This window comes from Brevundimonas sp. ALps5 (assembly GCF_058681645.1).
The window spans coordinates 2,532,136-2,545,244 of record NZ_CM178744.1 but is presented as its reverse complement, the minus strand read 5'-3'; the positions used below and the strand labels follow the sequence as shown (position 1 = coordinate 2,545,244).

Sequence of the window (13,109 nt, the reverse complement as noted above, 5' to 3'; positions counted from 1 at the left end):
TGGCTCTAACTACTCAGGCGCTCAGGCGGCTTCGGATTTGGGGGCGTGCAGCCAGGCCATGCGCTCGCGCAGGCCCGCGCCGACGACCTCGATCGGATGCTCGCTGTCGGCCTTGACCAGGGCGTCATAGGCGCCCTTGCCGGCTTCGTTCTCGGCGATCCATTCGCGGGCGAAGGTGCCGTTCTGGATCTCGGTCAGGATCTCCTTCATGCGCTCGCGGGTCTCGCCGTTGATGACGCGAGGGCCGGAGACGACCGAGCCCCATTTGGCGGTCTCGGAGATGAACTCGTTCATCTTGGTGATGCCGCCCTCGTAGAACAGGTCCACGATCAGCTTCAGCTCGTGCAGGCATTCGAAGTAGGCGATCTCGGGCTGGTAGCCGGCCTCGACCAGGGTCGAGAAGCCGCCCATGACCAGTTCCTTGGCGCCGCCGCACAGGACGGCCTGTTCGCCGAACAGATCGGTCTCGGTCTCTTCCTTGAAGCTGGTTTCCAGCAGGCCGCCGGTGGCGCCGCCGATGCCCTTGGCATAGCCCATGGCGCGGTCGCGGGCCTTGCCCGTGACGTCCTTCTCGATGGCGAACAGGGCCGGGACGCCGCGGCCGCGGGCGTATTCACGACGGACCAGATCGCCGGGCCCCTTGGGCGCGACCAGGATGACGTCCATGTCCTCGCGCGGCGTGACGCGGCCGTACAGGATGGAGAAGCCGTGGGCGAACAGCAGGGCCGAACCGGCCTTGGCGAAGGGCTCGATGACGGTCTTGTAGATCTCGGCCTGGGCCATGTCCGGCGTCAGGATGGCGATGATGTCGGCGTCCTTGACCGCTTCCGAAGGCTCGGCCGTGGCCAGGCCGTCCGAGGTCGCGTTCTTCCAGCCCTTGCCGCCCTCACGGACGCCGACGATGACGTCGTGGCCGCTGTCCTTCAGGTTCTGGGCGTGGGCGCGGCCCTGCGAGCCATAGCCGATGACGGCGATGCGCTGGCCGGCGATGACGCCGGGACGGATGTCGTCGTTGGTGTAGATTTCCATGGCTCAGGCCTTCTCGGTTGCTTTGATATTCGCGGGCGTTTGGGCCGGCGGAGGGTTGGGAATGGTGACCGCCCCTTGCGAGGCCGAAGCCACCGAGGCGCGGTATTTGGCGAAGACGCCGTGGGCCGGGGCCATGGGCGGCAGGACGAAGTCCGCACGGCGCGCGGCCAGGTCGGCGGCGACGTCGATGCGGCGGTTGGTGACGTCGATGGTGATGCGGTCGCCGTCGCGGATCAGGCCGATCGGCCCGCCGACCGCCGCTTCCGGCGAGACGTGGCCGGCGACGAAGCCGTAGCTGGCGCCCGAGAACCTGCCGTCGGTCAGCAGGGCGACGTCGGAGATGCCGCGCCCCTTCAGGGCGGCGGTGACCTGCAGCATCTCGCGCATGCCCGGACCGCCCTTGGGCCCTTCGTAGCGGATGATGATGACGTCGCCCTCCCCCACCGATCCGTCCTGGACGGCGTGGAAGGCGTCTTCCTCGCTGTCGAAGACGGCGGCGGGGCCTTCGAAGCGATCGACCTTGTGGCCGGTCAGCTTGATGATCGCGCCTTCGGGAGCGACGTCGCCGTAGATGACCGCATAGGAGCCGCGCTCCATGATCGGCTGGTCGATGGTGGCGACGACCACCTGACCGGGGGTTTCCTCGGCCTCGGCGGCCTCGGCGAACAGGCTGCGGCCCGAGACGGTCGGGGTGTTCGTGATCTTGCCGGCCTCGGCCAGCCGCTGGGTGACCAGACGGGTGCCGCCGGCGGCGTACAGGTGCGAGGCCAGGAACTTGCCGCCCGGCTTCAGGTCGCAGATGACCGGCGCCTCGACACAGGCCTGATGGCAGTCCTCGACGCCGAAGTCGACGCCCGCCTCGATGGCGATGGCGGTCAGGTGCATGACCGCGTTGGTCGATCCGCCCGAGGCCGAGACGGCGACGGCGGCGTTCTTCAGGCTGGCGCGGGTGATGTATTTGCGGGCGCTGTCGCCGGCGAAGACGCGCTCGACGATCAACTGACCGCAGCGATGACCCTCGGCCGCCTTGGCCGGATCGACGGCGGGAACGTCATTGGCGCCCATGGGCGAGATGCCCATGACGGCCAGGGCCATGGCCATGGTGTTGGCGGTGAACTGGCCGCCGCAGGCGCCGGCGCCGGGGCAGACGGCGCTCTCGACCATCTTCAGCTGCTCGTCGTCGATGGTGCCCGCGCCATGGGCGCCGATGGCCTCGAAGACCTCCTGGACCGAGACCTCCCTGGAGCCGATCACGCCCGGCATGATGGTGCCGCCGTAGTAGACCAGGCCCGGGATATCCATCCGTGCCAGGGCCATGGCCGCCGCCGGAATGGTCTTGTCGCAGCCGACGATGCAGACGACGCCGTCCAGCTGATGCCCCTCGACGGCCAGTTCGATCGAGTCGGCGACGACTTCTCTGGAGATCAGCGAGGCCTTCATCCCCGGCGTGCCCATGGAGATGCCGTCGGTGACCATCACCGTGTTGAAGTCGACTGGATAGCCGCCCGCCGCGATGATCCCGGCGCGGACGTCGTTGGCCAGCCGGTTCAGATGCATGTTGCACGGGGTGATGGTCGACCAGGTGTTGACGATGGCGATCATCGGCTTGTCGAAGTCGGCGTCCTGCATCCCCGCCGCGCGCAGATAGGACCGCGCCGCCGCCCGGTTCGGACCCTTGGTCACGACCGAGCTCCGACGGTTGCCGGCGCTGTTTTCAGGAGGGGAATCTTGCGTGGTCACGGGAGGCGGTCGTTTCTGCTGGTCGGTCGTTCGGGAGCGGCGAAGAGGTATTCGGGGTCGTTTCGGGTATGAAAAAACCCGCTTCCTGGCGGGAGCGGGTGGGTGCGTGTGATCCTGATTTTGCGTGTGCTCAGGTCAGCTGCATCCATCCCGCTCCGCTAAGGAGAAGGCCGAGGAGTACGCTGAGAATGAGGGTGGTCAGCATCGCGGGACCGACGCTGGCGCGCGCCGCGGCGACGGCCTGAGCCCCCCGCGTCTTGTGGTCATGGCGAATGGATTGGCGCACGGCCGATCTCCTGCTTACCCCGGCATAAAGCCAGATTAACCGGCCCGGCGCAACCGTCGCTTGGAATAAATTTCCAAATTTCAGCCTCACGTGACCGTCGGAGGTAAAATCCACCCCCTGACGCCAATTGCGGGTCGAAAATCGCACCCCTGCCTGAGCCGTTCAGGCGAAAACAGCCAGCCTCGCGGCTCGAGGATATCGCGATGGGTACGAAACAGGCGGGATTCGCTGGCCGCAGCCGGGGCGGTGCGTGCAAAATTCCCGACCGACAGCGGTGTCAGTTGTCGATCAGATCCTGAAGTAATCCGGCGAGCCGCCTGCACATCGCCTCACATTCGGCGGGGGTCATGTCAAAGCCGCCGGTGATGTCGCGGCTGATCGCCAGCCCCATCATGAAGGCGCCGGCCAGACGGGCGCGAACGATGGCGTCCGGGCCGCCGACCCAGTCGGTGAAGGGCTGATAGAAGCGGTTGCGCGAGTTGCGCTGGACGATCTCGGCGGCCTTGGGCGAGGAGATGGAGCGCAGAAGGATCAGCAGCCACTCCAGCTTGCCTTCCTTCTTGGGCCCGTAAACGAGGTCATGCGCCATCCGTTCGCCGAACGTCTCACGCGGACCCTCGGTGATGCTGGATCCGTTGCCGCAGTCCTCGAGCACGGCGACGAACAGTTCTTCCTTGGAGCCGAAATAGCGGGAGATCAGGGCCGGATCGACGCCGACATCCCGGGCGACGTCACGCATGCCGACCTGGTCGTAGCTTTCAGCCGAAAAGCGACGATTGGCCGCCTTGAGAATGGCCTCCCGCGTGGCGGCGGCGTTCCGGGGTCTGCTGCAAAGCTCGAAACTCAAGTTGATGTCCTCAAAGGCCCCATTGGGAGTATGGCTATGTCATCGTCTGTTGACAAGGTTTTCGCAGTCGCACAATAAACATGTCATCAGGTGTTGACCTGCGGGCGCGTCCCCCCATTTGCCCGTTTGTCCGCCTGGACTCAAATTGCTTGCTGGAGGGCCTTGCATGCGCAGGCTGAAGATCGTCGCCGTGTCCGCCATGATTGCGGCCGCGCTTTATGGCTGTTCCAAGAGCGAGGCCGCCGGTCCGCCGCCCCCCGCCCCGGTCACCGTGGCCAACCCCCTGCAGGAACGGATCGTCGACTGGGACGATTTCACGGGCCGCTTCGAGGCGACCCAGCAGGTCGACGTCCGCGCCCGCGTCGGCGGCTATGTCCAGTCGGTCCACTTCAAGGACGGCGACTATGTCCAGCGCGGCCAGCTGCTGTTCACGCTTGATCCGCGTCCGGCCCAGGCCAGCCTCGCCGCCGCCCAGGCCCAGGTCGCCCAGGCCAACGCCCAGGTGGCCCTGGCCCGCACCAATCTGACCCGCTCCCAGGGCTTGCTGGCCTCGCAGGCCGTGTCCCAGGCCGAGGTCGACGCCAACACCGGCGCCCTGCGCACCGCAGAGGCCAATGTCGCCGCCGCCCAGGCCAATGTCCGCGCCGCCCAGCTGCAGCTGGAGTTCACCCGCGTCACCGCCCCGGTCTCGGGCCGCGTGTCCAACCGCCGCACCGACCCGGGCAACCTGGTCGCGGGCGGGTCGTCGGCCGCCGACGTCCTGACCACCATCGTCTCCTCCTCGCCGATCTGGTTCGTCTTCGACGGCTCGGAAGCGGTGCTGCTCAAGTATCAGCGCCAGGTCCGCGCCGGTAAGGGCGCCCCGGTCCGCATCCGCCTGCAGGACGAGGCTGAGTTCGGTCACTCCGGCACGCTCGACTTCACCGACAACGCCATCGATCCGTCTTCCGGCACCATCCGCCTGCGGGCCATCATCCAGAACGGCGACGGCTTCCTGAAGCCCGGCATGTTCGGTCAGATCCGCGTCGCCGGCGCCGGCGCCTATGACGCCCTGCTGGTTCCGGATTCGGCGGTCTCCGCCGGCGCCGACCAGCGCACCGTCGCTGTGGTCGCGGCCGACGGCACGGTCACGCCGCGTCCGGTCGTCCTCGGCCCGCTGATCGACGGCCTGCGCGTGATCCGTTCGGGCATCACCGCCCAGGACCGCGTCATCATCAACGGCGGCTCGCGCGTTCAGCAGCCCGGTCAGAAGGTGAAGGCCAACCCCGGCCGCATCACCCACACGCCGACGGCGAACGCCGCCCCCGTCACCTATGCCCCCCCGGCCGCCACGGCGACCTCAGCCAGCGCTCTCTCGGGCAGCGTTGCGATCGGCGACTGATCCACACATGAACATCTCCCGCTTCTTCATCGACCGGCCGATCTTCGCGGCCGTGCTGTCGGTGGTCATCACCATCGTGGGCCTCGCCGCTTATCCGCTGCTGCCGCTTTCGCAGTATCCGGAGATCGCGCCGCCCACGATCACGGTCAACGCCGCCTTCGCCGGCGCCTCGGCCGAGACCCTGGCCGAGACCGTCGCCGCCCCCATCGAGCAGGAAATCAACGGCGTTGAGGACATGCTCTATGTCACCTCTTCGTCGACCTCGGACGGGGCGGTGGCCATCACCGTCACCTTCAAGCCGGGCACCGACCTCGACAAGGCCCAGGTGCTTGTCCAGAACCGCGTCGCCCTGGCCGAACCGCGCCTGCCCGATCAGGTGCGCCAGACCGGGGTCGTGGTCGCCAAGGCGTCACAGGGCTTCCTGCTGATCGCCTCGGTCACCTCGCCCGACGGCAGCCTCTCGAACGACTATCTGGGCAACTACGCCAACTCCACCATCCGCGACCGTCTGCTGCGGATCGAGGGCGTCGGCGGGGTCACCGTCTTCGGCGGCGGCAACTATTCGATGCGCGTCTGGATCGACCCGGCCAAGGCCGCGGCCCGAAACCTGTCCGCCCCGGAAATCATCGCCGCCCTGCAGGCCCAGAACGTCCAGGCCGCAGCGGGTTCGATCGGCGCCCCGCCCTTCGCCACCAACGCCGCCGCCTTCCAGCAACCCATTCAGGTTCAGGGCCGTCTGAACACGCCGGAAGAGTTCGGCCAGGTCGTGCTCAAGACCGACGCCAACGGCGCCGTGACCCGTCTGTCCGACATCGCCCGCGTCGAGCTGGGCGCCCAGGACTACGGCATCCGCGGCTTCTTCGACGGCAAGCGCGGCGTCGGCGTCGCCATCGTCCAGCAGCCCGGCGCCAATGCGCTCGGCACCGCCGAACGCGTCCAGGCCGAGCTGGAAGCCATCCGCAAGGACCTGCCGCAAGGCGCCGAGGTCAAGGTCGCCTACAACCCCACGGAGTTCGTCGCCGCCTCGGTCGAGTCGGTGCAGCACACCCTGGTTGAAGCGATCATCCTCGTCGTCATCGTGGTCATGGTCTTCCTGCAGACCTGGCGCGCGGCGATCATCCCCATCATCGCCATCCCGGTCGCCCTGGTCGCCACCTTCGCGGTCCAGCTGGCGCTCGGCTATTCGCTGAACTCCCTGTCGCTGCTCGCCCTCATTCTCGCCGTCGGCATCGTCGTCGATGACGCCATCGTCGTGGTCGAGAACGTCGAGCGATTGATCGGCGAGGGGCTCAGTCCACGCGACGCCGCCTATCGCTCGATGGAGGAAGTCTCGGGCGCCCTGATCGCCATCGGTCTGGTGCTGGTCTCGGTGTTCATCCCGACCATGTTCGTGCCGGGCATTCCGGGGATCTTCTATCGCCAGTTCGCGGTGACCATCGCCGCGGCCTCGGTGACCTCCCTGTTCGTCTCCCTGACCCTGTCGCCGGCGCTGGCCGCCCTGCTGCTCAAGCCGCACGCCGAGGGCCATGGCCATCGCAAGCCCGGCGTCTGGGGTTCGGTCGTCTGGTACGTCGGCCTCGGCGGACGCAAGTTCAACGAAGGCTTCGACTGGCTGTCGAACCAGTACGGCCGGGTCACCGCCAAGCTGGTCCGTCTGGTCGCCATCGTCCTGGTCGTCTACCTCGGCCTGCTGGGCCTGACCGCCTGGCGTCTGGTCGACACCCCCTCGGGCTTCATTCCCGAGCAGGATCAGGGCTTCCTGATCGGCGTCATCCAGCTGCCGGCCGGCTCGTCGCTCGATCGCACCCAGCAGGTCATGCTGAAGGCCAAGGACATCATCCAGTCCAAGGAGGGCGTCAACGGCACCGTGGCCTTCGCCGGCCTCGACGGCTCCAGCTTCGCCTTCGGCTCCAACGCCGCGACCATCTTCGTCCGTCTGGACCCGTCCGAGGACCGCAAGTCCAAGGAGACCAAGGCGGCCGCCCTCGCCGGGGCCATCACCCAGGCCACCGGCGGCATCGAGGAAGCCAATATCTTCGTCATCGCCCCGCCCTCGGTTCAGGGGCTGGGCACCGGCAACGGCTTCAAGATGATGGTCCAGGACCGTTCCGGCGCGGGCTACCGCGCTCTGGAAGGCGCCACCTTCGCCATGATGGGCGCCGCGGCCCAGAAGCCCGACGAGCTGCAGCAGGTCTTCTCGACCTACAACACCGCCTCGCCGCGCATCGCCGCCGACGTCGACCGTGACCGGGCCCTGATGCTGGGCGTCCAGCCGTCCTCGGTGTTCAGCACCCTGGGCATCTATCTGGGCTCGTCCTACATCAACGACTTCAACATGGCCGGCCGCACCTATCGCGTCACCGCCCAGGCGGAGCCGTCCTATCGCGACGACCTGGCCGACATCGCCAACCTGAAGGTCAAGTCGACCTCGGGCGCCATGGTGCCGATCGGCTCGCTCGCCAACCTGCGTCAGGACTCTGGTCCGTCGCGGATCGTGCGCTTCAACCTGTTCCCGGCGGCCGAACTGCAGGGTCAGGGCGCGCCGGGCGTGTCGTCCGGTCAGGCCATCGCCCAGATGGAGCAACTGGCGGCCGCGACCCTGCCCCCCGGCTTCTCCTACGAATGGACCGAACTGGCCTTCCAGGAGAAATCCGCTTCGGGCGGCGCCGGCCTGATCTTCGCGATGTCGGTCCTGCTGGTCTTCCTGGTGCTGGCCGCCAACTACGAGGCCTTCACCCTGCCTCTGGCGGTCATCCTGATCGTGCCGATGTGCGTGCTGGCCGCCATGCTCGGGGTCAACGCCCTGGGTCTCGACAACAACATCCTGGTCCAGGTCGGACTGGTGGTGCTGGTGGCGCTGGCGGCGAAGAACGCCATCCTGATCGTCGAGTTCGCCAAACAGGCGGAAGAAGAAGGTCTGAACCGCTGGGACGCCGCCGTCTCCGCCGCCCGGACCCGTCTTCGCCCGATCCTGATGACCTCCTTCGCCTTCATCCTCGGCGTTCTGCCGCTGGTGCTGGCCGAAGGTCCGGGCGCCGAAATGCGCCAGGCCCTGGGCGCGGCGGTCTTCTTCGGGATGCTGGGGGTGACCATCTTCGGCCTGCTGTTCACGCCGGTCTTCTATGTCCTCACCCGCGCCATCGCGGCCCGCATCCCGCATGAGCCGTCCAAGACGCCGCCGGCCCCGACCACCGGGACCGCGCCGCAAGACCCCAACCAGCCGCTGCCCGCCACGGGCCCGGCCGGAGACCACTGATGACCGCTCGTTCCTACGTTCAACGGTTCCTGACCGTCGCCCCTGCCGCTCTTGTACTGGCAGCCTGCGCGGTTGGGCCGAAGGCGCCCGACGCCGACCTTCCCCCCCAGGCGTCGGGCGCCTTCATTGGCTCATCCTCGACGGCGGTCACCTCGACCGCCGAGGCCCGCAGCGACTGGTGGCGGCTCTATAACGACCCGACGCTGGACGGCCTGATCACCCAGGCCTTCGCCGAGAACAACCAGCTGGAGGCGGCGGAGGCCAATCTGCGCGCCGTCCGGGCCTCGCTCTCGGAAGCCCGCGCCGGCCGCCTGCCCTCCACCAGCCTGAGCGCCTCCGCGACGCGCAGCCAGGGCTCGGCCGCCACCTCGACCACCGGGACCCAGCCGCCCGAGATCGACACCTATGACGCCGGGATCAGCGCTTCCTACGAGATCGACCTGTTCGGTCGCGTGGGATCGACGATCCGCGCCGCCCGCGCCGACGCCGACGCCCAGGCGGCGGCCGTCGACGTGGTCCGCGTCAGTGTCGCCGCCGAAACCGCTCGCGCCTATGCCGACGCCTGTTCCGCCAACGCCCAGATCGCCGTCGCCCAACGGAACCTGGACCTGCAGCAGAAAACCGTCGACCTGACCCAGCGTCTGCTGGACGGCGGCGCCGGCACCGGTCTGGACGTCGCCCAGGCGCGCGCCACCCTGGCCCAGACCCGGGCGGCCGTGCCCTCGCTTCTGGCCGCGCGGGACGAGGCCCTGTTCCGCCTCTCGACCCTGACCGGCCGCACCCCGGCCGAGGCCTCGGAAGCGGCGAAGACCTGCGCCCGTCCGCCCCAGCTGACCCAGCCGATCCCGGTCGGCGACGGCGCGGCCCTGCTGGCCCGTCGTCCCGACGTGCGTCAGGCCGAACGCAACCTGGCCGCCGCCGCCGCGCGGGTGAATGTGGCCACCGCCTCGCTCTATCCGACCATCAGCCTCGGCGGTTCCTACGGCTCGACCGCGCTGAACTCGGGCGATCTGGGCAAGGACGAGAACTACCGGTTCTCCTTCGGCCCGCTGATCAGCTGGTCCTTCCCGAACATCGCCGTGGCCCGCGCCCGGATCGCCCAGACGGGCGCCCTGAGCGACGCGGCCCTGGCGACCTTCGACCAGACCGTGCTGACGGCTCTGCAGGAGACCGAGACGGCCCTGTCCAACTACGCCAACGAGCTGGACCGCCGCACGGCCCTGACCGAGGCGCGCGATCAGGCCGCCACCGCCGCCCGCCTGTCGCGCACCCGCTTCGACGCCGGCGCCGACAGCTTCCTGACGGTGCTGGTCGCCGAACGGACCCTGGCCAGCACGGAAGCCGCTCTCGCCCAGTCCGACGCCCTCGTCACCACCTACCAGATCGCCCTGTTCAAGGCCCTGGCCGGGGGCTGGCAGGCGGAAAGCTGACCTCGAGCTCACACTCGGGCAAAGCAAAGGGGCCGGTGAGCGATCACCGGCCCCTTCGTCGTTTCAGGCGTCAGCCCGGCCCTTAGGGGACCGGATTGCCGTTGACGTCGACCACGGAGACCTGACCCAGGTTCAGGGCCTCGATCTTGGAGCGCATCGCCGCCACGTCGCCGACGATGACCCAGGTCGTGGGACCCGTGCCGACGACCGTCTGCGCCGCCGTCGCGGCCATGGCCGGGGTCGTGCCGTTCACCTCGCGGGCGTAGGCCGTATAGTAGTCTTCCGGCACGCCGTAGACGACCATGCGGGTCAGTTCGCCCATGACGGCGGCATTGGTTTCCCAGCCGCCGGCCATGCCCTGGATCAGGTTGGCCTTGACCGCCGTCAGTTCGGCCTCGGTGACCGGATGGGCGCCGACGACGCCCGACAGTTCCTTCTGGACCTCAGCCGCGCTCTCGGCGGTCTTGTCCGACTGGACGGCGGCGGTGGCGGCGAACATGCGCGGACCGATGGCCGTGCGCACGCCCGACGATGCGCCGTAGGACCAGTGCTTGTCTTCCCGCAGGTTCATATTGATCCGGCTGGTGAAGGCGCCGCCGAGGGCGGTGTTGAAGGCGTCCTGACGCGGCTCGGTGGCGGCGTCGAACGGCGCCGTCAGACGGCCGGCGGTGATGATCGCCTGCGGGCCCGGACGGTTGACGAGCAGCACGCGCGGCTGGGCCGGTGCGGCCATGACCGAGGTCGCGGGCTTGGCCGGCAGCGGGGTCGCGGGCGCCTTCCAGCCGGCGAAGGCGCGTTCCAGCTGCGGCTGCAGCTCGGCCAGGGTCGTGTCGCCGACCACGACCAGGGTCGCGTTGTCGGGACGGAACCAGGCCGCGTGATAGGCCTCGGCGTCGGCCGGGGTCAGGGCCTTGACCGTATCCTCGGTGCCGCTCGTCGGACGGCCGTACTGGCTGTTCGGGCCATAGACATTGGCGGCCAGAACGCGGCTGGCGATGGCGCCGGGGCTGCGGTTGGCCTGCTGGATGCCGGCGACCTGCTGGGCCTGGGCGCGGGTGAAGTCGGCCGGGCGGAAGGCCGGGTGCTGGATCACATCGGCATACAGCGCCAGCGAAGGCTCCATCCGGGTGGACAGGGCGGTCATGGAGACGCTCGAGTAGTCAGCGGCCGAGCCGGCGCCGAGGGTGGCGCCCAGCAGCTGGGTGCGGTCCGAGATCTGAAGCGCGTCCAGGGTATCGGTGCCGTTGGTCATCACCGTCGGGGCCAGCGAAGCGATACCGGCCTTGTCGGCCGCGTCGGTCGCGGAGCCCGCGTTGACGATCAGGTTCATCGACACAGTCGGCACGCCGTTGCGCGGCGCCAGGACCACCTTCAGCCCGTTCGACAGGGTGGCGTGCTGGACCTCGGGGAAGATGGCGGCCGGGACGGCGCCCGTGGCGGGCACGCCCTGGGTCCGGTCGACGCCGGTCGCGGCGGCGGCGTAGTCGGGCATCGGCAGGACGTCGAGCGAATAGCTGCCGTCCGTCAGCCACTGGCGGCCGGCGGCGGTCAGATTGGCCGGGGTCGCGGCCAGGACGCGCTCATAGCTGTCCTTCCCGGCGTTCGGGTCGCCGTGGAACACCTGGCTCTCGGCCAGCAGGTCGGACTTGCCGCCGAAGCCGCCGATGCGCTCGGCGCCGCGCACCAGACCGGCGCCCTGAACCGTGCGCGCGCGCTCCAGCTCCTCGGCCGTCGGACCGTCACGCAGCAGCTTGGCCATCTCTTCATCGACGATGGCCTCGATACGGGCCAGGTCCTGACCCGGCTTGGCGGTGACGATGACCAGGAACTGGCTGCCGATCTCGCTCTCGTTCTGGCCGGCGTTGACGCCCACCGCGACCTGGTCGTCGAAGACCAGACGCTTGTAGAGACGCGAGTTGCGGCCCGAGGACAGCACCTGCCCCAGCAGACCCAGGTAGTCGCTGTCGGCCGAGCCGGCTTCCGGCGTGTTCCAGACCTTGTAGAGGCGCGGCTGGCCGACGCGGTCGTACATGGTCTCGGACTGATGGCCGACCATCGGCGCGATCATCCGGTTCGGATGGGTGACGGGCGGTCCGGGCGGGATGTCGCCGAAGTACTGCTCGACCTTGGCCTTCGCTTCTTCCGGGGTGATGTCGCCGGCCAGGACGATGGTCGCGTTCGAGGCGCCGTAGTAGTCGCGGAACCAGGCCTTGACCGTGTCCAGATCGGCGGCGTTCAGGTCGTCCATCGAGCCGATGACGGTGTGGCCGTAGGGGTGGTCGGCCGGATAGGTGGCGTTGGTGATCGCATCCCAGACGCGGCCATAGGGCTGGTTCTCGCCCTGGCGCTTCTCGTTCTGAACGACGCCGCGCTGCTCATCCAGACGCGCCTGGTCGATGGCGCCGACGAGGTGGCCCATCCGGTCGCTCTCCAGCCACAGGATCGAGTCCAGGGCCGAGGTCGGGACGTTCTGGAAATAGTTGGTGCGGTCGGTGTTGGTGGTGCCGTTCTGGTCGGTGGCGCCCAGCAGTTCGGTGGCCTTGAAGAAATCGTTGTTGAAGTTCTCCGAGCCGTTGAACATCAGGTGTTCAAACAGGTGGGCGAAGCCCGACCGCGCCGCCGGCTCGTTCTTGGAGCCGACGTGGTACCAGATGTTGACCGCCACGATCGGGGCCTTGTGGTCCTCGTGCACGATCAGGGTCAGGCCGTTGGCCAGGGTGAATTTCGTGAACGGAATGTCGATCGGCGGCAGGGGCGCGAGCCGCTCGCCGCGCTGGGTGGCCGTGGAAGCCGGGGCGGCGGGTTCGGGCGCGGCCCAGGCGGCGGAGGCGAAGACGACAGAGGCGGCGACGCCTCCCATCAGGGCCAGACGGCGGGCGGTCGAACGCATGAAATCCTCCGGAATGCGAGGGGCCCAGCTGGGCCGTTACAGCTGCCTAGCCCGCACCCGCCGACCGGGAAAGCGACGTTTCCTGAACTTTTGGTCATGTTCCGGCGCCTTATCGCGAACCATTCGCAAACAAGCGTCGCTACACAGGGTCGGTTCGTCCTCAGGTTTGCACATCGTCGGCAAGATCATGCCGAATACCGTCCGAAAACCCCACTCTCGAGAAAATCATTTGCCGAAAAGCCTGTTTTTG

General features: G+C 68.4%; 8 protein-coding genes. 3 read left to right on the top strand and 5 right to left on the bottom strand.

Features of this window, described 5'->3' with window-relative positions:
• Window positions 1-21 precede the first annotated feature (21 nt).
• The 4 genes from ilvC to ACW172_RS12260 all read right to left on the bottom strand — a co-directional run bounded on the left by ilvC (window position 22) and on the right by ACW172_RS12260 (window position 3,902).
• Window positions 22-1,029 carry a ketol-acid reductoisomerase gene (ilvC, locus tag ACW172_RS12275; protein ID WP_492031724.1) on the bottom strand — a complete coding sequence of 336 codons (1,008 nt, stop codon included), beginning with the start codon at window positions 1,027-1,029 and terminating at the stop codon, window positions 22-24.
• A 3-nt stretch (window positions 1,030-1,032) separates the two neighbouring features.
• The gene (ilvD, locus tag ACW172_RS12270; RefSeq protein WP_492031723.1) at window positions 1,033-2,712 is read right to left on the bottom strand and encodes a dihydroxy-acid dehydratase; all 1,680 of its coding nucleotides are present in this window, start codon (window positions 2,710-2,712) and stop codon (window positions 1,033-1,035) included.
• Between the two features lie 187 nt (window positions 2,713-2,899).
• A complete protein-coding gene (locus ACW172_RS12265) occupies window positions 2,900-3,055 on the bottom strand; it encodes a hypothetical protein (RefSeq protein ID WP_492031722.1) in 156 nt (51 codons plus the stop codon).
• A 277-nt stretch (window positions 3,056-3,332) separates the two neighbouring features.
• Window positions 3,333-3,902 (bottom strand): TetR/AcrR family transcriptional regulator, encoded by a 570-nt coding sequence (locus ACW172_RS12260; RefSeq protein WP_492031721.1) that lies wholly within the window; start codon window positions 3,900-3,902, stop codon window positions 3,333-3,335.
• Window positions 3,903-4,068: 166 nt separating this feature from the next.
• On the opposite strand from ACW172_RS12260, the gene ACW172_RS12255 reads away from it, so the two are divergent.
• From ACW172_RS12255 to ACW172_RS12245, 3 genes are read left to right on the top strand one after another with little or no spacing between them, the layout of a single operon-like run.
• Window positions 4,069-5,283 carry an efflux RND transporter periplasmic adaptor subunit gene (locus ACW172_RS12255; RefSeq protein WP_492031720.1) on the top strand — a complete coding sequence of 405 codons (1,215 nt, stop codon included), beginning with the start codon at window positions 4,069-4,071 and terminating at the stop codon, window positions 5,281-5,283.
• A gap of 7 nt (window positions 5,284-5,290) precedes the next feature.
• Window positions 5,291-8,539, top strand: coding sequence for an efflux RND transporter permease subunit (locus ACW172_RS12250; RefSeq protein ID WP_492031719.1), 3,249 nt, complete (start codon window positions 5,291-5,293; stop codon window positions 8,537-8,539).
• Window positions 8,539-9,969, top strand: coding sequence for an efflux transporter outer membrane subunit (locus tag ACW172_RS12245; RefSeq protein ID WP_492031718.1), 1,431 nt, complete (start codon window positions 8,539-8,541; stop codon window positions 9,967-9,969). Before ACW172_RS12250 ends, ACW172_RS12245 begins: the two co-directional genes overlap by 1 nt.
• An 82-nt stretch (window positions 9,970-10,051) precedes the next feature.
• Here the strand turns inward: ACW172_RS12245 and ACW172_RS12240 are convergent, their stop codons facing one another.
• Entirely contained in the window at window positions 10,052-12,859 is a 2,808-nt protein-coding gene (locus ACW172_RS12240; RefSeq protein ID WP_492031717.1) for a M16 family metallopeptidase, read from the bottom strand.
• Window positions 12,860-13,109 lie beyond the last annotated feature (250 nt).